This window comes from Streptomyces sp. NPDC050759 (assembly GCF_044456945.1).
GTDB lineage: Bacteria > Actinomycetota > Actinomycetes > Streptomycetales > Streptomycetaceae > Streptomyces.
Window position 1 is genome coordinate 1 of sequence record NZ_JBITGI010000017.1, and the last position, 21,566, is coordinate 21,566.

Below are 21,566 nucleotides of genomic sequence, written 5' to 3' on the forward strand. Positions count from 1 at the left end.
TGGGGGGTGTCCGTCCTCGGTCCGGCGGCTCGGTTCCTTGAGGGGTGGCTCGGTAACGGACGCCGGCCGCTGCGGGCGGACACCCCCCACCCCGTCCCCTGCGCGCCGTACGCGGCGAACGGCCCGTCGTGGCGCGCGGTGCGGCTAACGGCCCGTCGTGGCGCGCGGTGCAGCGAACGGTCCGTCGTAGTGCCGGGGGGTGAGGATCGGTCCGTCGTGGCGCAGGGGACTGCAACTCCCCAGGGGCGCGGGGAACTGCGCGGCCAGCCCCCACCGGCCCGCAGCCGCCTGACAACCCGACGCGGCACCCCCGTGGGCGCCCGGCCCAAGCCCCTGTGGCGCGCGAGGTGGAGAACGGACCGTCGTGGCGCCGGTGACTGCAGCTCCCCAGGGGCGCGGGGAACTGCGCGACCGGCCCCCACCGGCCCGCAGCCGCCCGACAGCCTCACCCCGCACCCCTGGGCGTCGGGCACTTGTCGGGTGAGGGACAATGGAGGCTCTGTCAGGGCGGGTTCATGAGGGGACGCATGTCGGACGCGGAGCGGGCGGGAGCATCCCGGCAGGACGAGAACGGCCGTCTCCTCGCCGGGCGGTACCGGCTGGGAGAAGTTCTCGGCCGCGGAGGCATGGGCACGGTGTGGCGTGCCGAGGACGAGACCCTGGGCAGGACGGTGGCCGTCAAGGAACTGCGGTTCCCGTCCAGCATCGACGAGGACGAGAAGCGGCGGCTGATCACACGCACGCTGCGTGAGGCCAAGGCGATCGCGCGGATCCGCAACACCAGCGCGGTGACCGTGTACGACGTGGTCGACGAGGACGACCGGCCCTGGATCGTGATGGAGCTCGTCGAGGGCAAGTCGCTCGCCGAGGCCATCCGGGAGGACGGCCTGCTGGAGCCGAAGCGTGCGGCGGAGGTGGGCCTCGCGGTACTCGACGTGCTCAGGTCCGCGCACCGCGAGGGCATCCTGCACCGGGACGTGAAGCCGTCCAACGTGCTGATCTCCGAGGACGGCCGGGTCGTGCTCACCGACTTCGGCATCGCCCAGGTCGAGGGCGACCCGTCCATCACCTCCACCGGCATGCTCGTCGGCGCCCCCTCCTACATCTCCCCGGAGCGGGCCCGTGGGCACAAGCCGGGTCCCGCGGCCGACCTGTGGTCGCTCGGCGGGCTGCTGTACGCGGCGGTCGAGGGCGCCCCGCCGTACGACAAGGGGTCCGCGATCGCGACGCTCACGGCGGTGATGACCGAACCGCTGGAGGAGCCGAAGAACGCGGGACCGCTCAAGGACGTCATCTACGGCCTGCTCACCAAGGACCCCGCCCAGCGGCTCGACGACAGCCGTGCCCGGGCCATGCTCACCGCGGTGATCCACGCGCCCGAGCCGAAGCCGGCCGAGCCGGAGCCCGCAGGGGACGCGACCCGGGTGGTGCCGTTGCCGGCACAGCCGCAGGAGCGTGCGGGCGGGGAGGGGCTGCGCGGGGCCCTGCGTTCCGTGCGCAAGGCCGCCGGGGCCGCTGCGACCTCCGCGGCCGCGACACGGACCAAGTCCGGGAGCGGTACTGCCGGTTCGGGTGGCGGAAAGGTGCCGGCCCAGGCTTCCGAGGCTAAGTCGGCGGCCACGGCCGCTCCGGCTGCCTCGGCCTCTCCCGCCGCCTCGGCTCCTTCCGCGTCGCAGGGGAAGGGCGCGGCGAGTGCACCGTCCGGGTCGGATTCGACGTCGGCTTCGAGCGGGGCGGCCGGGGTCCGGGACGGGAAGACACAGCAGGCCAACGCGGTCTCGGACGGGCGGAGTTCGGGATGGCCCGTGATGACGCCACCGCCGGACCTGGCGCCGAGGCCGGTGCCCAGGGCGCCGCTGACCGATGTGGTGCCGCGGCGGACTCTGGTCATCATCGCGGTGGTCGTGGCGCTCGCGGTGATCGGTACCGTGCTGGCCCTCACGCTCGGCGGGGACGACAACGACGGGGCGAAGGGCGGCGGCTCCGCCAAGGTGACGGCGAGCGCGAGCGCCAGTGCCGACACCAAGGAGGACGAGAGCGGGGGCACCCGGAGCGACGGGGCCACCAGCGGGTCCGCCTCGCCGGAGGCCGGTGCGGGGGCCGGGAACACGCCGAGTACCGAGGAGAGCGGCCGGAGTTCGGAAGGGTCCTCGGGTTCGGGGGGTTCCGCCGGCGACGGTGCGGTGGCCTCGACGTACCAGGGGGGCCAGGGCTACTCGATCGGGCTGCCGGAGGGGTGGAAGTTCCAGACCAGCAGTTCCGCGGGCGACCGGTTCAGCGGGCCCGACGGGCAGAAACTGCTCGTCGCCTGGACCACCACGCCCAAGGGCGACCCGGTGGCGGACTGGGAGAACCAGGAGCAGAGCATGCGCCGCTCGCAGTACACCAAGATCCGAATAGAGAAGGTGGGCTACCGGGGCTGGAACGCGGCCGACTGGGAGTTCACCTATGTGGACGGCGGCACGAAGTACCGGACGATCGACCGTGGATTCGTCGTGAACGGCCATCTCGGATATGCCTTGATGTACACCGCGAAAGCCGCGAACTGGGGCACTGAGCTGCGCAAGGACACATGGCACACGCTCGCTCGTACCTTCGAACCGAAGTCGTGACGCGCTCTTCGGTAAGCGGTCAGGTGTTTGGACCCTGAGATCTGGAATCCCCTCTTTGCGGGTTGCCTCCGGCACGTATCGTGAGTGTTTGTGGACCGTCCGCATCCAGGTATGGGTATGAACGGGCCGCAAGGCGAACGGAATTGACCAACCGGGCGGCCGGGGGAGGCAACGTGGACGACTATGCGGGTCGGGTGCTCGCCGACCGCTACCGCCTGCCGCTGCCTCCGTCCGACGAGTACGAACTCACCGAGACGCGCGCCTTCGACACATACAGCGGGCAGGAAGTCCTGGTCAGGCAGGTGCCGTTGCCCGAGGTCGTCGAGGCGGAGGTGCTCGACGCGGAGGGGCTGCCCGACGGGTTCACCGCACGGGACCCCCGGGGTGCGCGGCGGACCTCGGGGCGGGGCGGTACCCGCCGGCCCACTGAGCCTGCCGTGCGGCGGGCCGTCGAGGCGGCGCAGGCCGCCGCCCGGATACCCGACCATCCACGGCTCGACCAGGTCTTCGACGTGTTCGCCGAGGGCGGCTCGCTGTGGATCGTCAGCGAGTTGGTGCCCGCGCGGCCGCTCGCGGCACTGCTAGCGGAGAAGCCGCTGACGCCGTACCGGGCGGCCGAGGTCGCCTCGGACGTGCTCATGGCGCTGCGGGTGCTGCACGCGCACGGCTGGGTGCACCGCAACATCACCGCTCGTACGGTGCTCGTCTGCGACGACGGCCGGGTCATGCTGACCGGCCTCGCGGTCGGCGCGGCCGAGGAGGCACTGTGCGGGTACGACCCGGTGCCGGTCGAGGCGGGTGACTGGGGCGCCGGAGGCGGGGAGTCCGGGGCCGGGCCGGATGACGGGCCGGGCGGTGGACGTGCGGGTGCGGGACCGCGTGCGTCTGGCGCGGGCCCGGGTGGCGGGTTCGGTGGCGCCGACGGGCGTGGGGGACCTGGTGGACACGGGGTTCCCGGGCAGTCGACCGGTCCGGCCGGTGGGGTGGGTGGAGCTCGTACGGCTCGCGGAAACGGCGGCGGTGCGGCCTTCGGGCTGGACGCCCGAGGCGCCGGGCCGGGCCCGGGTGGTGCGGTTACCTTCGGTGGGGGCGATCCCGAGGCCGCGCGGCGGGCCGCGATCGAGGCGCGGGAGGCCCGTGGTCTGCCCAGTGCCGGGGTGGAGGCGGTCAACGGGTCCGGGGCTTCGGCCGAGCTCGTCCGCCGGGAGCCCGACGGCGGTACGGACATCCGCGCGGCGCGAGCCGGCGCGATCGCCGCGTATCGCGCGGGAGCCCGGGCCGCGGCCCGGGTCCAGGAGGCGCAGAACAGCAGGGCCGCCCTGCCCGGAGCCCGCCCGGCACCGGAGGCCGGCCCCGCCGCACGAACACCCGGCGCCGACCCCGCCGTACAGACCGACGGCGTGACGCAGCCGCCGTATCCGTCGGGCAATGGCGTGACCGAGCCGCCGTATCCCTCGGCCAACGGCCTTGCACAGGCCCCGCATCCGACGGTGAACGGCATCGAGCAGGCGTCCGGAGCCGGGGCTCCGGGGCAGATGGCCGACCCCTACGGAGCGCGCCCGGCTCCCTGGCACGGTGCCGTGCCGCGCGGCGGGGGTGCGGCGCCCGTGGGTGACGTGCCCGCTTTTGACGCGGTGCCCGCCGTTGACCAGGCGCCCGCGCCCACCCGCTGGGAGGACCTCCCCGCTGCCGATGCCCCCCCTGCGGATGCCCCCGCCCGCCGTGGCCCTGCCACCGCGCTCGCCGCCGAGCGGGCGCGGCAGGCCCGGATGGCCGTGGTGGGGCCCGTCACCGAGCGGTGGGCGCCGGAGCAGGCCGGGCCGGTGCACGAGAACTGGCAGCTCGCCGCGCCCATCGGGCCCGCGACCGATCTGTGGGCTCTCGGGGCGTTGCTGTTCCGGGCCGTCCAGGGGCATGCGCCCTATCCCGAGGAGTCGACGGCCGAGCTGGTGCAGTTGGTGTGTGCCGAGCCGCCCGCCTTCGCGGAGGAGTGCGGGCCGCTCAGGCCGGTCGTGGAGTCGCTGCTGCGGCAGGACCCGACCGAGCGGCTGGACTTCGAGGAACTGCGCGGCTGGCTGCGGTCGCTGGTGCGGTCCGCGCCCGAGCCGGAGGCCGGCGCCCATGTCATCGCCGCGCCGCCCGTGGACGCGAGCCGGCTGCCGATCGTGCGGCGCCGGGGCGAGTTGGTGCGCAGGCGGCGCGCCGGGCTGCCCGCGACGCACGGACGGCACAAGCGGGCCCGGGAGGAGGCCGCCTCCTCGCCGCGCCGCCTGGGCCGCAACCTGCTGCTGATCATCCTGCTGGTGATGGCCGCGGCGATCGTGTACGCCATGTACTTCATGCCGAAGGCGGACCCCGACGACGGCGCCGCCCAGGAGACCGGTTCCACCCGTCAGGCCGGTCCCGCGCAGTCCCCGTCGACCAGCAGTGAGCCGCGGCCCGAGCAGACGACCCCCGAGCCGTCGCGGTCCAGCGGGGCCGCCGAGACCCAGACCGCCGGGCCCGAGGTCGCCGACGGCTTCACCCTGCGCACGGACCCCGAGGGCTTCAAGGTCGCGGTGGCGGGCGGCTGGGACCGCACCCCGAGGAACGGCCGCGGTCAAGTGGTCTACTCGCAGGGCAACTTCGAGCTGATCGTCGTCCCCGGGCGGGACACCGCGGCCGCGAACGGCGACGATCCCATGGCCTACCAGCGGGAGAAGGAGCCCGAGCTCCAGCCGTACCGCGACTCCAGCTGGGCCACCGCCACCGGGCTCAAGTCGATCCAGGTGGGCACGCGGAGCATGGCCGAGGGGCAGTTCACCTGGACCGGCGACGACGGGCGCGAGCTGTACGTGCGCAATGTCGCGATCCTGATCGGCGGGAAGTACCACATCGTCCAGGTGCGCGGCCCGGAGGCGGAGCGGGACGAGGTGACCCGGCTGTACGAGCAGGCGTCGGCCACGTATCAGGTGACCGGCTGACGGACGCCGTACCGGTGTCGCAGGTTCACTCGTACTTCGCGGAAGCGACAACCGTCACAGTGAGGTCTCCTTGACGCCCCCCTTGTTCCCCTCGGTGCGGGCCGGTCCTTAGTCTGACTGCGTCAAGAGCATTGCGGGGAAACGTGAATCAGATGCAGGGCCTGCTCCTCGCGGGGCGTTACCGGCTCGCCGACCCGATAGGCACGGGCGGCATGGGCCGGGTCTGGCGTGCCCATGACGAGGTGCTGCACCGGGCCGTGGCGATCAAGGAGTTGACCGCCGCGCTCTACGTTTCCGAGAGCGACCAGGCCGTGCTGCTCGCCCGGACCCGCGCCGAGGCGCGCGCGGCCGCCCGGATCAACCACTCGGCCGTCGTCACCGTGCACGACGTGCTCGATCACGACGGCCGGCCCTGGATCGTGATGGAGCTGGTCGAGGGCCGCTCGCTGGCGGACGCCGTCAAGGAGGACGGCCGGATCGAGGCGCGCGAGGCGGCCCGGATCGGGCTGTGGGTGCTGCGGGCCCTGCGTGCCGCGCACTCCGCCGGGGTGCTGCACCGGGACATCAAGCCCGGCAACGTCCTTCTCGCGCAGGACGGCCGCGTCCTGCTCACCGACTTCGGCATCGCCCAGATCGAGGGCGACACCACCATCACCCGCACCGGAGAGGTCGTCGGCTCGGTCGACTACCTCGCCCCCGAGCGGGTGCGCGGCGCCGACCCCGGCCCGTCCGCCGACCTGTGGGCGCTGGGCGCCACCCTGTACACGGCGGTCGAGGGACGCTCGCCGTTCCGCCGTACGACCCCGCTGACCACCATGCAGGCCGTCGTCGACGAGGAACCCGCCGAGCCGCGCCACGCCGGCCCGCTCGGGCCCGTCATCGCCGCCCTGCTGCACAAGGATCCCGCCGTGCGGCCCGAGGCGGCCGAGGCCGAGCAGATGCTCGCCGAGGCGGCGGAGGGACGGCGGCCGAGCGCGGCACAGGCGTATGTGCCGACGCAACATGTGCGTTCCCGCCATGAGCCGGGGGCGCACAGCGGGTCCCACAGTGGGCTCGGCACACCGACGACGGGCACACCGGTCAGCGGTACGTCGTATGCCCCGGCCGCGGGAGCGCCGTACTCCTCGGGCGCGGGACCGTCGTACTCCCCGGGCTCGGGCCCGACGTACCACGCGGGCACCGGTGCGCCGTATCCCCAGGCGACCGGGCCCACGACCATCGGTCCCCCGCCCCACACCGGCACCGGCCCCATGACCTCCGCCGCCCCGCCCAGGCGCCGCCGGCTGCGGTCCTTCGTGCTCGTGGTGGCGCTCGCGGCGATCGTGAGCGCCGGAACCGCGTTCGGCCTGCAGAAGTGGGACGAGGGGCGGGACTCGGGCGGTACGTCGAGTGCGTCGCCCAGTCCCTCGCCGAGCCCGCGGACCGGGGGAGGCGCCACGGACGGCTGGAAGCAGTATCCCGATCCCGTGGGCTTCAGCGTGTATCTGCCCCGGGGCTGGGAGCGGTCGGTCTACGGGACCCCCGCCGACGGCCTGACCCAGATCGACTACTCGCCGGACGAGGGCAAGCACTTCGTCCGGATCGCCGTGGACACCTCGCCGGACTTCCTGGATCCCCTCTCCCACCAGCGCAACCTGGAAGTGCAGATCGACGGGCTCAAGGACTACCACCGCGTGGGCATGGTCAGGAACACCTACCGGGACCGGCCGGGCGCCCGGTGGGAGTACACCTGGACCGCGCTACGCAAGGACATCGCCTTCCCAGGGCCGCGCCGGGCCGTGGAGGAGACGTACATGTCCCGGGACGGCGTCGAGTACGTGATCTACATGTCGGCGCCCGCGAAGGACTGGCCGACCACCAGCAAGCAGTTCACGAGGGTGCTCCAGGGCTGGAAAGAGCCGAACAGCTGATGGAGTTGGCCGGTCACCGCCCCGGAGGGCATCCGTCCGCTGCGGCATGATGGGGCGCATGGGGACCGAGGGGGACACCTTCCGTGTGATCGCGGGCCGTTATCGCCTGGAGGCGAGGATCGGGCGCGGCGGCATGGGCGTGGTGTGGCGGGCGACCGACCAACTGCTCGGCCGGCAGGTGGCCGTCAAGGAGATCCCCCTCGACGAGACACTCTCCGCCGAGGACGCCCGGCTCCAGCGCGACCGGACCCTGCGCGAGGCCGGTGCGGTGGCCCGGCTGTCCCACCCGCACATCATCGTGGTCCACGACGTCGTCGAGCAGGACGAACGGCCGTACATCGTCATGGAGTTGATCGACGGCGGCTCCCTCGCCGACCGGATCTCCGCACACGGCCCGGTCGACGCCGCCGAGGCCGCCCGGATCGGCGCCGACCTGTTGAGCGCGTTGCGCGCGGCGCACACCGCCGGGGTGCTGCACCGGGACATCAAGCCCGCCAACGTACTCGTCGAGTCCGGCACCGGCCGGGTCGTGCTCACCGACTTCGGCATCGCCCAGGTCGCGGGCGCCACCACCCTCACCGAGACCGGCTCCTTCGTCGGCTCGCCCGAGTACACCGCGCCCGAGCGGATGTCCGGGGCCAGAACCGGCCCGGAGGCCGACCTGTGGTCCCTGGGCGCGTTGCTGTGCACGGCCCTGAGCGGTGAATCGCCGTTCAGGCGGGATTCGTTGGGCGGCATTCTGCACGCTGTCGTCATCGACGAGATCCGGCCACCCGCGCAGGCGGCGCCGCTCCTTCCCGTCGTACGGGGACTGCTGGAGCGGGATCCCGAGCGGCGGCTGGACGCGGTGGAGGCGGAGCGGATGCTGCGGGCCTTCGTGGAGACGGGCCGCACGCCGCCGCGCCGGGCACCCGAGCGGGCGTACACACCGACCCAGCGGGATCTTCCGCTACGGCGGTCCCCGGCGCCGGAGCGGGCCGGGCGCGGTGGACTCATGGCGCCGGAGCGGGCCGGGCGCGGTGGGCTCATGGCGCCGGTGCGATGGCGGCGGGGCGTGCTCGTGGCGGTGCTGCTGGCCGCCGTGACGGCGGGGGCGGGGGTGTCGGCGGCGGTGCTGCTGATGGACCGGGGCGGGGGTGACGGCCGTACGACCGCCGGTAGTCCGGTGCCCGGAACCCCCACGAGCAGCCCGACCGGAACGGCGAAGCCCGCGCCCACCGTGACCCTCCCCTCCGCCCCCTCCGGTTACCGCGTCGCCGAGGACCCCGCCGGGTTCGCGCTCGCCGTGCCCGACGGGTTCACCCGTGAGCCGCAGGGGGAACGGGTCTTCTACCTGTCGTCCGGGGAGACCTTCCGGCTCGGCATCAAGGTGACCGACCCCCAACCCGGTGGCCCGGTGGGCGTGATGCGGCGCGCGGCCGCCAAGGGCCCGGAGACCAACCCCGGTTACCGGGACGGCCGGGTCACCTCGGTCACGCACCGCGGACGGCCCGCCGCGTTCTGGGAGTTCACCTGGGACGGCTTCAGCGCGGCCGAGGGCGCCCGGCACACCTACGACGTGTGCTGGGAGGAGGACGGTCGGCTGTACGACGTATGGGTGTCGGCGCCGATGGGGAAGGCGCGGGAGGCCAAGGAGTACTTCGACGTGGCGGTCGACACGTTCACCGTGCCGTAGGGATACGTCACGGGTGTGTGACCGGAACGCGTCACCTCTGGATGCGTGCGGGCCTGGCGCGATATGGATGAACCCATGAGCAGCAGCGGGGGAGTCGGCCACGAGTCCGACGAGACGACGAGTTATGTTCTGCAACCTCCCAGGCCCCCTCAGCCGGAGCCGGGCGTCGGCCGGCTCATCGCGGGCCGGTACCGGCTGCTCGCCAAGCTCGGGCACGGTGGCATGGGCACGGTGTGGCGGGCCAAGGACGAGACGGTGGACCGCGAGGTGGCCGTCAAGGAACCCCGCGTCCCGGATCACCTTCCCGAACGTGAACAAGGAAACGCCTTCGAGCGGATGCGTCGTGAGGCACGCGCCGCGGCCCGCCTCGACCATCCCTCCGTCGTGAACGTGCATGACGTGGCGGTCGTGGACGGCCGGCCGTGGATCGTGATGGAGCTGGTGCAGGGCCGTTCGCTGGGCGACGCGTTGCAGGAGGGCACCCTCGGGGCGCGGGAAGCGGCGAGAATCGGCCTCGAGGTGCTCGGCGCGCTGGAGGCCGCGCACGCGGCGGGCATCCTGCACAGGGATGTGAAACCGGACAACGTGCTGCTCGGCCGGTACGACCGGGTCGTCCTCACCGACTTCGGCATCGCCCAGATCGAGGGCGAGACCAACCTGACCGACACCGGCGGCTTCGTCGGCTCGCCCGAGTTCATCGCCCCCGAACGGGTGTTGGGCCAGCGTCCCGGCCCCGCCTCCGACCTCTGGTCCCTCGGCGTGGTCCTGTACGCGGCGACGGAAGGAGTGTCGCCGTTCCGCCGCAGCAACACCCCCGCGACGCTCCAGTCCGTCCTCAACGCCACGCCCGCGCCGCCCGCCGCCGCGCACGGCCCGCTCGCCGACGCCATCAACGGCCTCCTCCAGAAGGACCCGGCGCGCCGCCCGAACGCCGCGCAGGTCAGGGCGCTCCTGGAGGCCACCGCCCACCCACCCGTCCCCGAGCCCACGCAGATCGTGCGGACCGTGGAGGTGCCGGTGGGCGGCGGCCTCCGGCTGGGCCGCAAGGCGTGGCTCAGGCTCGCGATCGGGCTGGGCGCGGCGGTCGTCGCGGCCGCGGTGGCGGCGTATCTGGTGATCGCGGACCCGTTCGCGGGACCGCTGCCGGACGGCTGGACCAAGAAGCACACCAAGGACGTCGCCGCGACGCTTGCGGTGCCCGCGGACTACCAGCCCACCACGCCCGACCGGAAGACGGACAAGACCCACTGGATCACGTACGCCGACTACAGCGGCAGCATCTGGATCGGACTGACCCTGGACCGGAAGGCCGAGGACACCTCCCACGACATCGCGGGGTCCGCGGCCGCCGAGATGTACGACGACGACAGTCGGTTCAAGGAGAGCGGCGAGTACGACCTCAGCATGCCGGCCAACGCGAAGACCCGGCCGGAGGACCAGACGTACCAGGGCCGGAAGGCCGCCAAGAACACCGTCACCTACAGGACCACGGACACGCAGAACCCCCGCCCGCGCGAACTCCAGATCTTCTACTACCGGACGTCCACCGGCGACATGTACAAACTCACCGTCAGCTATCCCGGCAAGGGGGACTTCACCGGGCGGGGGCGGGAGGTGGCGCGGACGGCGATCGCGAATCTGGGGGTGGACAGGCTCTGACGCCACCGTCGAGGTCGCGACCACCCGGATCGGCAGGCGGGCCCTCGGGAGACGTGGGAATGGGCGAGGCACGTGACGCGGCACGTTCCGTGGTCGCGCAGTTCAGGCGCGACGGGTTCGTCGCACCGGAGAGCGGGGAACGTGTCGAGTTCGAGGTCTGGGACCGGTTGACCGCGGGTCGGGTCCTGCTCGTCGCTCTTCGGATACTCCTCACACTGCGTGAGGAGGACGGTCGGACCGACCTCGGCCGCCCGGTGCCCGGACTGGACGGGGAGGAAGCGGGGCTGATGGTCAGGACCCTGCTGGGGGACGCGACGGCGGCTCCGGAGACCTCACGGCGCGGTCTGATCACCCTCGACCGGCTGCTGGGGCTGCTGGCCTCCGTGATCGCCGAGGAGTCGATGTCCGAGGAGGAGCTCGACGTCCTGCTGGAGGCCGCGGAGGAGAGCTGCCGTGCCGTCGGACCGTGGGACGAGAGTGACGCCCATCGGTCGCGGGGCGGCGAACTGGTCGATCTCGGGGGCCTGTTGGTGCCGACCGGGCCCGGAGTGAGGATGGAGTTGATGACATCCCGTGACGGCTCCCCCGTGGCCGTCACCGTCATCCGAGGCCGGACGGCGATCCAGCTCCAGGCGTTCCGCGTGCTCGCGGACACCTCCTGGGCGACCATCCGTGAGCAGCTGGCCCGGTCGATACGCGGTCACGGTGGTTCCGTCGAGGAACGCGTCGGCCGTGCGGGAACCGAACTCCAGGCCGTCGTGCGGATCCAGGGCCCTCCCGGCAAGGACCGACAGACAGTGCGGGTCCTCGGTTTCGACGGCCCGGGCTGGATTCTCCGCGGCTTCGTGTCGGGAGTCGGGGCAGAGGCCGACAGCAAGGAGGAGTGGCCCTACGACACCTTCCAGGGGGCCGTCGTACGCACGTCCTCTGCGCCGCCGCGCACCGACACGCTGATCGTCCTGAGCCCGGGGCGTGGGCTGACGGGCCTCTGACCCCGTCACTTCGACAACGGCATGATGCGCACGGTACTCATGTGCCATGAGCGAAGACGGCGAACACTCGTCCGGCGGACGTCTGATCGGTGGGCGTTACCGGCTTGTCGAGCGGGTCGGTTCCGGGCCGAACGGCACGGTGTGGAGGGCTCGGGACGAGCAGGACGAGCGGTATGTCGCCGTCAAGGAACCGCTGCTGACCGGGGATCCGGAGGACGAGGAGCGGCGGCGGGCCGCGCACCGGCTGCCGCACGAGGCCCGTGCCGCCGCGCGGGTCGACCATCCGGCGGCCGTCGCCATTCACGACGTACTCCTCGAAGACGAACTGCCCTGGATCGTCATGGAGTTGGTGGAGGGTGAGTCGCTGGAGGCCGCTCTCGCCGGACGGGGGCCGCTGGCGGACGCCGAGGCCGCCCGGATCGGGCTCGCCGTCCTCGGCGCGCTGCACGCCGCTCACCGCGTCGGCATCGTCCACCGCGACCTGAAGCCGTCCAACGTCCTTCTCGAAGCCGGCGGCGAGCGTGTCGTCGTCACCGACTTCGGCATCGGCGCCACCCGGCAGAGCACCGCCGAGGAGGCCGCCGTCGGTTTCGTCGCCCCGGAGTGCGTCTCGGGGCGGGGCGCGGGTCCCGCCTCCGACCTGTGGTCACTGGGTGCGCTGCTCCGCTCGGCCGTGGCGGGCGGCGAGATCGCGGAGACCGGTTCCCTCGGGCGGCTGCTGGAAGGGCTCCTCGCCGCCGAACCCGAGGCGCGGCCGACGGCGGCGGAGGCCGCCGAGGTGCTGGCCGGGGTCGCTGGGACGAGCCTGCCGAAGTGGGCCGCGGAAGTGCTCGCTCCACCTCCGGCCGTGGAAGCCCCGCCACCCACCGCCGTGCTGCCCCCCGCCGACGCCTCCGGCCCGACCACCGCGACCCATGAACCCCGTCGGCTCACGGCCCTGTCCGCCCTCGGCCTCCTGCTCCAGAAAAAACCCGAACGCGGCTGATCATCCCCGTCCAACCTCCTGATCAGCGCATTCACCGCCAGTCATCACTGGCAAGGTGTGTGTACTCCGTGAACGCCCGTTACCGACGGGTACCCAAAGCCTCCGCTCCCGAATACCCTGCGGCTCATGACCGACGCGCAGGCCCCGGCCAAGACCGGCACGAACCCTCTCGCCCCCGCCCCGGAGGGCGCCCGTACCGCGGCCGACGTGGTCACCCCGGAGCTGGTCGCCCAGCTCACCAAGGGCGTGACCGGGTCCGGTCGTACCGCCAACCACACGCCGTTCACCGGCGAGAAGCTGGCCGACCTGCCCGAGTCGACGCCCGAGGACGTGGAGAAGGCCTTCGAGGCGGCCCGCACGGCGCAGGCCGTGTGGGAGCGGACCCCGGTACGGCAGCGCGCCGCCGTCCTGCTCCGCTTCCACGATCTGATCCTCGAACGCCAGGCCGAGGTCCTCGACCTCATCCAGCTGGAGACCGGCAAGGCCCGGCTGCACGCCCACGAGGAGGTGCAGGCGGTCGCCGTGGCGGCGCGGCACTACGGCCGTAAAGCGCCCGCCTATCTCAGGCCGAAGCGGCACACCGGCGCCGTGCCGACCCTCACCAAGGTCACCGAGCTGCGCCACCCGCGCGGGGTCGTCGGCCAGATCGCCCCCTGGAACTACCCGCTGGAGCTGTCCGTCGGCGACGCGCTCCCCGCCTTCGTCGCGGGCAACGCCGTCGTCATGAAGCCGGACACCGAGACCTGCCTGACCGCCCTGTGGGCCCGCGACCTGCTCGTCGAGGCCGGCCTGCCCGCCGAGGTCTTCCAGGTCGTCCTCGGCGAGGGTCCCGTCGTCGGCCCCGAGGTCGTCCGGCACGCCGACTACGTCTCCTTCACCGGCTCCACCCGCACCGGGCGCGAGGTCGCCCAGGGTGCCGCCGCCCGCCTGGTCGGTGTCTCCCTCGAACTCGGCGGCAAGAACGCCATGCTGGTCCTGGAGGACGCCGACATCGAGAAGGCCGCCGCCGGTGCCGTCCGCGCCTGCTTCTCCTCGGCCGGCCAACTCTGCATCTCCATCGAGCGGTTGTACGTCCACGAGTCGATCGCGGACGCCTTCCTGGAGCGCTTCGCCGCCCGCACCAAGGCGATGCGACTCGGCACGTCACTCGCCTACGGCGCCGACATGGGGTCGCTGGTGGGGGAGCGGCAGCTGGAGACGGTCACCCGGCATGTCGAGGAGGCCGTGTCCAAGGGGGCCAAGGTCGTCGCCGGTGGCGTCGCCCGCCCCGACGTCGGCCCCTACTTCTTCGAGCCGACCATCCTCGACGGCGTCACCGAGCCGATGGCCGTGTGCGCCGAGGAGACCTTCGGCCCGGTCGTCTCCCTCTACCGTTTCAAGACCGAGGACGAGGCGGTCGAGCTCGCCAACTCCACGCCGTACGGCCTGAATTCCTCGGTGTGGACGAAGGACGGCAGGCGCGGCCGCGAGATCGCCTCCCGGGTGCGGGCCGGCACGGTCAACGTCAACGAGGGATACGCCTCCGCCTACGGCAGCGTCCAGTCCCCGATGGGCGGCATGAAGGACTCCGGCCTCGGCCGCCGGCACGGCTCCGAGGGCATCCTCAAGTACACCGAGGCCCAGACGGTCGCCCAGCAGCGGCTGCTGCCGATGGCGCCCTCGCTGGGGATGGACGACGAGAAGTACGCGCAGTTCATGAGCCGGAGCCTGAGGCTGATGAAGGCTTTCCGGTTCAGGTAAGGGCATTCAGGGGCGCGGGGAACTGCGCGAGCAACCACGGATCACCCGCACGGACACTCAACGAGGAGCACACGTGCCTCAGGACACCTATGACTACGACGTACTGGTCGTCGGCTCCGGCTTCGGCGGCAGCGTCACCGCCCTTCGCCTCACCGAGAAGGGCTACCGCGTAGGTGTCCTGGAAGCCGGCCGCCGTTTCACCCGCGAGACCCTCCCCAGGAACTCCTGGGACCTGAAGAACTACCTCTGGGCGCCGAAACTCGGCATGTTCGGCATCCAGCGCATCCACCTCCTGGGCAACGTCATGGTCCTCGCGGGGGCGGGTGTCGGCGGCGGCTCCCTCAACTACGCCAACACCCTCTACGTCCCCCCGAAGCCCTTCTTCGAGGACCCCCAGTGGCGTGACATCACGGACTGGCAGGAGGAGTTGACGCCGTACTACGACCAGGCCCGCCGCATGCTCGGCGTACGGCTCAACCCGACGATGACCCCCTCCGACGTCCACCTCAAGGCGGCCGCCGAGCGGATGGGCGTCGGCGACACCTTCCACATGGCCCCGGTCGGCGTGTTCTTCGGGGACGGCGAGGACGCGGACGGCGCCTCCAAGGCCGACCCCGGTGAGCAGGTGGACGACCCCTACTTCGGCGGCGCGGGCCCCGCCCGCAAGGCCTGCACCGAGTGCGGCGAGTGCATGACCGGCTGCCGGCACGGCGCCAAGAACACCTTGAACGAGAACTACCTCTACCTCGCCGAGAAGGCGGGCGCGGTCGTGCACCCCCTCACCTCCGTCGTGTCGGTCACCGACGACTCCCGGGGCGGCTACGCGGTCGCGACCCTCCCCACCGACCAGCGCCGCAAGGCGAAGGGCCGCACCTTCAAGGCCCGCCAGGTCGTCATCGCCGCCGGCACCTACGGCACCCAGACCCTCCTGCACCGCATGAAGGCGGGCCGCCAACTGCCGTACATCTCGGATCGGTTGGGCGAGCTCACCCGCACCAACTCCGAGGCCCTGGTCGGCGCCCAGACCGACAACCGCCGCTACCGCAGGGCCACGGGCGCGCCGAAGGTCGACTTCACCCAGGGCGTCGCCATCACCTCGTCCATCCACCCGGACGAGAACACCCACATCGAGCCGGTCCGCTACGGCAAGGGCTCCAACTCGATGGGCGGCCTGTCGATCCTCCAGGTGCCGTACGCCGAGGGCTCGTCGAGGGTCATGGCCTGGCTGGCGAACGCGGCCCGCCACCCGCTGCTGGTCCTGCGCTCCCTCTCCAACCGCCGCTGGTCGGAGAAGACCATCATCGGCCTGGTCATGCAGTCACTGGACAACTCCCTGACGACGTACCTCAAACCGGACGGCGCCGGCAAGGGACTGCTCACCGCCCGCCAGGGCCACGGCGCCCCCAACCCCAAGCAGATCAGGGCCGCTTCCGAGGCCGCATCCGCGATTGCCGCCGACATCAATGGCTTCGCCGGCTCCAACGTCGGCGAGCTGATGGGCGCCCCGCTCACCGCCCACTTCCTCGGCGGCTGCCCGATCGGCTCCTCCCGTGAGACCGGCGTCATCGACCCGTACCACCGGCTCTACGGCCACCCCGGGATCTCGGTCGTGGACGGCGCCGCCGTCTCCGCCAACCTCGGTGTGAACCCCTCGCTGACGATCACCGCGCAGGCGGAGCGGGCGATGTCGTACTGGCCCAACAAGGGCGAGCCGGATCCGCGTCCGGCCCAGGGCGAGGCGTACGAGCGTCTGAACCCCGTCGAGCCCAGGTCACCGGCCGTCCCGGCGGAGGCCTTCGGCGCGCTGAAGCTGCCGTTCCTGGGGATGCCGGCGGTGCCGAAGAAGTCGTAGCGCCCGAAAACGCCAAAGAGAAGGACCTGCACCCCCCTCCGAGCACAGGTCCTTCTCTTTTTCTTGCCGTCAAGCCGTGTGTACGGCCTTCACGGCCCTACGACTCAGGCGTGGGCGCCGGTCGCACCCTTGCGCCGCTTCACCGCGAAGACCACACCGGTACCGGCGACGACGGCGAAGCCGCCGACCAGGCCGAGGACCGGCAGGGCCGAGCTGGAACCGGTCTCGGCGAGCGCACCGTCCACGTCGACGTCGTTGACGTCGGAGATGGCGCTCTTGCCGCCGGTCTGCGGCTTGGCGTCGTTCGGCTTGCCGGGGTCGGAGCCGGCCTTCAGGACCTCGAAGTAGTAGATGCCGGCGTTCTCGTCGTCGGAGACCCAGCAGCCCTTGTCGTCCGAGTACTCGGCGAGACCGATGGCGATGCCGATCGCGCTCGGGACCTCACGGTCGACCTTCACTCGGAGCTGGTAGCTGAGGGAGTCGCCGCCGTCGAGGTCGAAGGCGTTGAACGAGCCGCCCTCGCCGAACTGCGTGGCGACGTCCACCCAGGCGCCGCCCTTCTTCACCTGCACGGTGACCAGGTCGCTGTAGTCCGTCTCGAAGTCCCAGTCGACCGCCCCGACGCCGACGAAGGGCTGGATGTCCTTGATCGTGTCGTCGCCGGAGTTGTCGACGTTGAACTTGAAGTTCGTCCAGCCGCTGCCCGCCACGATGCTCTCGGGCAGACCGGTCAGCGAGCTGTGCAGCGCGTCGCTGTCGTTGATGACCGGGGCGCCGTCCTCGTCGACCTCGCACTCGTCGACGGGCTCGTCGCTCTCGCTCGGCGAGGGGCTGCTGCTGGCGCTGGTCGAGCCGGACGGAGTCGGGGAGGCGGAGCCGGTGGCGGGCGTGCTCGCCGGGTCCGCAGGCGTCGACGCCGGGTCCGCGGGAGTGCTCGCCGGGTCCGCCGGGGTCGACGCCGGGTCCGCGGGAGTGCTCGCCGGGTCCGCCGGGGTCGAGGCCGGGTCCGCGGGAGTGCTCTCCGGCGCGGTCGGCGTGGGGGTGGTGGTGTCCGCGAACGCGGTCGGCGCGGCGAACAGGGCCAGCGGTGCTATCGCGGCGGTCGCGGCCGCGGCGGCCAGTGCACGGCGAAGCTTCATGAAGACCTCGGAAGTCAGGTGTGCCGCGCTTCCCGCAGCACGCGTCAGGGAGAGGCCTCCGCGTGTGGGGCGCGGGTGGGGCCCGTGGTACGTGAGGTTTGATCCGCGAACCCTGTGAATGGTTGTGCGGGCATTCACAGAAAACTTATGTGGGCTGAGTCACACGTAAGTTCTTCTTGTGGAAGGGCTTTCCCAGGCCCTAGAACTGACCCACGTGTCAGAAGACCCCAAGATCCCCGACGACGTCTGGGAACGGTTCGCCCGTGACTCAGAGCGGGACATCCGAGACTCCGCGCCCAAGGAACCGTCCGCGCGGGCCCGCGAGGTGACGGAGCGTCTGCGGCGGCAGGAAGCGCGCGGCGAACTGCCGGAGGGCTGGCGTACCGGACCGGCCCGGCAACAGAAGAGCCGGCGCGGCCTGTGGGGCGTCCTCGGTGTCGCCGTCGCGGTCGTGGTGGCCGTCGTGGCGGTGAAGCCCTCGCTGGTGCCGGGCGACCCCTTCGGCGGGGGAACCTCCTCCGAGGCCGCGTCCTCCCCGCTGCCCGAGGAGACGGCGGCGCCGACCGCCGCGCCGTCCGCCGAGGCCTCCGCGATCCCCACCCTGGACGACCCGTTCGCCGGGTCGCCCGCCAAGCGCTGGGCCGACGGCGCCGCCGGGATCGCCGTACCGGAGGCGAAGGCCGTCGGCGGCCGTTCCAAGGCGACGACCGAGCAGGCACTGGAGCTGACCAGGAAGCTCCTGGTCGAGTCCAACCTCGACGCGGGCACGCTGCACGGCGAACGCCCGAAGGCGGCGCTCGACGTCCTGGACCCGGTGCAGAAGAACGTCCGCGGGCTCCTGGAGACCGCCCTGATCAAGCCGGACAAGAAGCACGACCCGCTGTGGATGTTCAGCCGCTTCGACCCCGAGGAGGTCCGGCTGGTCGGCGACGTCGTGAAGACGCGCGGCCGGATGACGTTCAAGGCCGGTGATCACGCCTCGGTCGCCGTGCACGCCGACTACACCTTCGTCTACCCGGTCGTGCAGACCAACGGTTCCACGGAGGTCACCCGCACGATCATCCGCCGGGTCCTCGACGTCGAGATCTCCGACCCGGCCAGGTACCAGGTGACCCCGGGCAAGCTCTCGGTCGTGAAATGGGATCAGGACATCAACAACTCCGCCTGCGATGTCCACGACGGCTATCTGCACCCGCACTTCGCGTCGTCCGAGCCGACCGGCCCGTCCCCCTCGGGACCGACGACGGACCCGTACGACCGCAGCCGGACCCTCGACGCGCACCGCGACGAAGCCTGCGGCACGGTGTCCCGGGTCTGAGTCCACCCAGGCGAAGGGCCCCACGGGACGGATCCGTGGGGCCCTTCTTTCGTCAGCACCGACGTCAGGGCTGCGCCGGTGCCTGGGAGCGGCGCCGGGGGGTTGCGCCGCTTGCTCTCCATGAGGGTGTGCACTGCGTCGTTGCCGCCTGCCGTGCCCCGGGTCGGCGCCCCGGCGCACAAGGGGCGCGCGAATGGTCTGGACCTCTGGCAGTACGTGGATGCAATGCGAATGCAGTTGTCTGCGGAGGGACTTGGGGGCTTTCTAGGCATCGTGCTGGATGGACGCGGCCTCCGCAACCGTTTGACCCAGCCTTGTGCCGGTACTTGTCCCGCCGGTCGGCCCCGGGCGTCCCCGGAGCCGGCCGTTCTCTTGGTGACCGGGCTGCTGTCCCCTGCCGTCCGGTCACTTCCTGGAGCGAGGTCCCACGACGCACGGCAAGATCCGTACGTCTCATCGCTCCAGCGAGCCACGCGTGGTTCTGGCGGGCCCGCCCCTGGCTGGCACGGACACCACCACCAACGAAGCGCCTCGGGGCGCGGTCACGCGCCGTACGGGTGAGACCGGGCCCGAACTCAGATGCGACCCCTGCACAGTTCGAGCAGCGTCATGGCGAGGGAGGTGCCCGGCCTCCCGAGCGCCTCGCGGTAGCGGCCGAGGATCTCCATCTCGCGGGAGAGGTGGACCCGTCGGCCGCCGGAGGCGATACGGGTCCGCTGGACGACGGACGAGACGGCCATCCGTTCCTGGATCAGACCGATGATCCGGTCGTCGAGCGCGTCGATGCGCTCACGGGCGTCGGCGATGGTCGCTTCCGGTGTGGTGGTCACGTAGGGCTCCTGGGTGGGGTGGGTGCCCCGGAGCGGCAAGGTCCGGAAAACACCAGGCGCCCCGGACCTTGTCGGCCCGGGGCGCCTGGGAAGTCGCTTGTCAGTTGCTCAAGCAGCACGACCATGGCAGCCGGCGGGCCGGGTGCCATAGGTAAAGAAGGTCGTCTGCGTGAGCATGGCAGCAGTATGCCGGGCCCGCCTTGAGTGTCCAACCCGGTTCGCATCCTGAGACGGAACTCGGCCCCGGTCTGCTCCCGCGGCTCCCGGTAGACTCGGCCCCACACACACCTCGCTCACCGCCGGAAGGCAACCCGTGTCATCAGCGAACCCCGCCGCCGCCCCCGACACCGTCCTGGTCGTCGACTTCGGTGCGCAGTACGCCCAGCTCATCGCCCGTCGTGTCCGCGAGGCCCGGGTCTACAGCGAGATCGTGCCGAGCACCATGCCGGTCGCGGAGATGCTCGCCAAGAACCCGGCGGCGATCATCCTCTCCGGCGGCCCCTCGTCGGTGTACGCGGAGGGCGCCCCGCGCCTGGACCGCGAGCTGTTCGAGGCCGGCGTCCCGGTCTTCGGCATGTGCTACGGCTTCCAGCTGATGGCCACCACCCTCGGCGGCACCGTCGACAACACCGGCGCCCGCGAGTACGGCCGCACCCCTCTCCACGTCTCGAAGTCCGGCTCGACCCTCTTCGAGGGCACCCCGGACGAGCAGTCGGTGTGGATGTCGCACGGCGACGCCTGCTCCGCCGCCCCCGAGGGCTTCACCGTGACCGCGTCCACGGACGTCGTCCCGGTCGCCGCCTTCGAGAACGACGAGAAGAAGCTCTACGGCGTCCAGTACCACCCCGAGGTCATGCACTCCACGCACGGCCAGCTGGTCCTCGAGCACTTCCTGTACCGGGGCGCGGGCCTGAAGCCGGACTGGACCACCGGCAACGTCATCGAGGAGCAGGTCGCCGCGATCCGCGAGCAGGTCGGCGACAAGCGTGCGATCTGCGGCCTGTCCGGCGGGGTGGACTCCGCGGTGGCCGCGGCCCTGGTCGCGCGTGCCATCGGCGACCAGCTGACCTGTGTGTACGTCGACCACGGCCTGATGCGCAAGGGCGAGACCGAGCAGGTCGAGAAGGACTTCGTGGCCGCGACCGGCGTGAAGCTGGTCGTCGTCGACGCGGAGGAGCGTTTCCTGACCGCGCTCAAGGGGGTCTCCGACCCCGAGGAGAAGCGGAAGATCATCGGCCGGGAGTTCATCCGGGTCTTCGAGCAGGCCCAGGCAGACATCATCGCGGACGCGGGCCCCGAGGTGGCCTTCCTGGTCCAGGGCACGCTCTACCCGGACGTGGTCGAGTCCGGTGGCGGCACCGGCACCGCCAACATCAAGTCCCACCACAACGTGGGCGGGCTCCCCGAGGACCTCGAGTTCCAGCTCGTCGAGCCGCTGCGCAAGCTGTTCAAGGACGAGGTGCGGATGGTCGGCCAGGAGCTGGGGCTCCCGGACGAGATCGTCCAGCGCCAGCCGTTCCCCGGCCCCGGCCTCGGCATCCGCATCGTCGGCGAGGTGACGAAGGAGCGCCTGGACCTCCTCCGCGACGCCGACGCCATCGCCCGCGAGGAGCTGACCGCGGCCGGCCTCGACCGCGACATCTGGCAGTGCCCGGTGGTCCTGCTCGCGGACGTCCGCTCGGTCGGTGTCCAGGGCGACGGCCGGACCTACGGCCACCCGATCGTCCTTCGCCCGGTGTCGAGCGAGGACGCCATGACCGCCGACTGGTCGAGGCTGCCGTACGACGTCCTCGCGAAGATCTCGACGCGGATCACCAACGAGGTGGCCGACGTCAACCGCGTGGTGCTCGACGTGACGTCGAAGCCGCCGGGGACGATCGAGTGGGAGTAG

General features: G+C 72.0%; 13 protein-coding genes. 11 read left to right on the forward strand and 2 right to left on the reverse strand.

Annotated elements, in window-relative coordinates; genetic code table 11:
• Positions 1–527: 527 nt before the first annotated feature.
• The 9 genes from ACIBJB_RS37090 (at position 528) to ACIBJB_RS37130 (ending at position 16,388) form a co-directional block, all read left to right on the forward strand.
• A complete protein-coding gene (locus ACIBJB_RS37090; protein ID WP_398937492.1) occupies positions 528–2,612 on the forward strand; it encodes a serine/threonine-protein kinase in 2,085 nt (694 codons plus the stop codon).
• A 173-nt stretch (positions 2,613–2,785) separates the two neighbouring features.
• A complete protein-coding gene (locus ACIBJB_RS37095) occupies positions 2,786–5,575 on the forward strand; it encodes a protein kinase (protein WP_398937494.1) in 2,790 nt (929 codons plus the stop codon).
• Between the two features lie 152 nt (positions 5,576–5,727).
• Entirely contained in the window at positions 5,728–7,485 is a 1,758-nt protein-coding gene (locus ACIBJB_RS37100) for a protein kinase (RefSeq protein ID WP_398937818.1), read from the forward strand.
• 58 nt (positions 7,486–7,543) lie between these two features.
• Positions 7,544–9,160, forward strand: a complete 1,617-nt coding sequence (locus tag ACIBJB_RS37105) for a protein kinase (RefSeq protein WP_398937496.1) — start codon at positions 7,544–7,546, stop codon at positions 9,158–9,160.
• A gap of 75 nt (positions 9,161–9,235) precedes the next feature.
• Positions 9,236–10,819 (forward strand): serine/threonine-protein kinase, encoded by a 1,584-nt coding sequence (locus ACIBJB_RS37110; RefSeq protein WP_398937498.1) that lies wholly within the window; start codon positions 9,236–9,238, stop codon positions 10,817–10,819.
• A gap of 59 nt (positions 10,820–10,878) precedes the next feature.
• Positions 10,879–11,811 carry a DUF3710 domain-containing protein gene (locus tag ACIBJB_RS37115; protein ID WP_398937500.1) on the forward strand — a complete coding sequence of 311 codons (933 nt, stop codon included), beginning with the start codon at positions 10,879–10,881 and terminating at the stop codon, positions 11,809–11,811.
• A 46-nt stretch (positions 11,812–11,857) separates the two neighbouring features.
• Entirely contained in the window at positions 11,858–12,796 is a 939-nt protein-coding gene (locus ACIBJB_RS37120) for a serine/threonine-protein kinase (RefSeq protein ID WP_398937502.1), read from the forward strand.
• Positions 12,797–12,922: 126 nt separating this feature from the next.
• A complete protein-coding gene (locus ACIBJB_RS37125) occupies positions 12,923–14,536 on the forward strand; it encodes a succinic semialdehyde dehydrogenase (RefSeq protein WP_398937504.1) in 1,614 nt (537 codons plus the stop codon).
• Positions 14,537–14,609: 73 nt separating this feature from the next.
• Positions 14,610–16,388, forward strand: a complete 1,779-nt coding sequence (locus ACIBJB_RS37130) for a GMC family oxidoreductase N-terminal domain-containing protein (protein ID WP_398937506.1) — start codon at positions 14,610–14,612, stop codon at positions 16,386–16,388.
• 104 nt (positions 16,389–16,492) lie between these two features.
• Here the strand turns inward: ACIBJB_RS37130 and ACIBJB_RS37135 are convergent, their stop codons facing one another.
• Positions 16,493–17,527 carry an LPXTG cell wall anchor domain-containing protein gene (locus tag ACIBJB_RS37135; protein ID WP_398937508.1) on the reverse strand — a complete coding sequence of 345 codons (1,035 nt, stop codon included), beginning with the start codon at positions 17,525–17,527 and terminating at the stop codon, positions 16,493–16,495.
• A gap of 214 nt (positions 17,528–17,741) precedes the next feature.
• Between ACIBJB_RS37135 and ACIBJB_RS37140 the strand changes: the two genes are divergently transcribed.
• Positions 17,742–18,845, forward strand: coding sequence for a hypothetical protein (locus ACIBJB_RS37140; protein ID WP_398937511.1), 1,104 nt, complete (start codon positions 17,742–17,744; stop codon positions 18,843–18,845).
• Between the two features lie 575 nt (positions 18,846–19,420).
• On the opposite strand, the gene ACIBJB_RS37145 is transcribed toward ACIBJB_RS37140, so the two are convergent.
• Complete coding sequence (locus ACIBJB_RS37145) at positions 19,421–19,675, reverse strand: chorismate mutase (protein WP_398937513.1); 255 nt, start codon at positions 19,673–19,675, stop codon at positions 19,421–19,423.
• A 313-nt stretch (positions 19,676–19,988) separates the two neighbouring features.
• Between ACIBJB_RS37145 and guaA the strand changes: the two genes are divergently transcribed.
• Positions 19,989–21,566, forward strand: coding sequence for a glutamine-hydrolyzing GMP synthase (guaA, locus tag ACIBJB_RS37150; RefSeq protein WP_398937515.1), 1,578 nt, complete (start codon positions 19,989–19,991; stop codon positions 21,564–21,566).

What these genes read in the sequence shown, in the direction of transcription:
- ACIBJB_RS37105 (WP_398937496.1), top strand. Translation starts at nt 7,544, where the DNA reads ATGGGGACCGAGGGGGACACCTTCCGTGTGATCGCGGGCCGTTATCGC.
- ACIBJB_RS37090 (WP_398937492.1), top strand. Translation starts at nt 528, where the DNA reads ATGTCGGACGCGGAGCGGGCGGGAGCATCCCGGCAGGACGAGAACGGC.
- ACIBJB_RS37115 (WP_398937500.1), top strand. Translation starts at nt 10,879, where the DNA reads ATGGGCGAGGCACGTGACGCGGCACGTTCCGTGGTCGCGCAGTTCAGG.
- ACIBJB_RS37125 (WP_398937504.1), top strand. Translation starts at nt 12,923, where the DNA reads ATGACCGACGCGCAGGCCCCGGCCAAGACCGGCACGAACCCTCTCGCC.
- ACIBJB_RS37120 (WP_398937502.1), top strand. Translation starts at nt 11,858, where the DNA reads ATGAGCGAAGACGGCGAACACTCGTCCGGCGGACGTCTGATCGGTGGG.
- ACIBJB_RS37100 (WP_398937818.1), top strand. Translation starts at nt 5,728, where the DNA reads ATGCAGGGCCTGCTCCTCGCGGGGCGTTACCGGCTCGCCGACCCGATA.
- ACIBJB_RS37110 (WP_398937498.1), top strand. Translation starts at nt 9,236, where the DNA reads ATGAGCAGCAGCGGGGGAGTCGGCCACGAGTCCGACGAGACGACGAGT.
- ACIBJB_RS37135 (WP_398937508.1), bottom strand. Translation starts at nt 17,527, where the DNA reads ATGAAGCTTCGCCGTGCACTGGCCGCCGCGGCCGCGACCGCCGCGATA.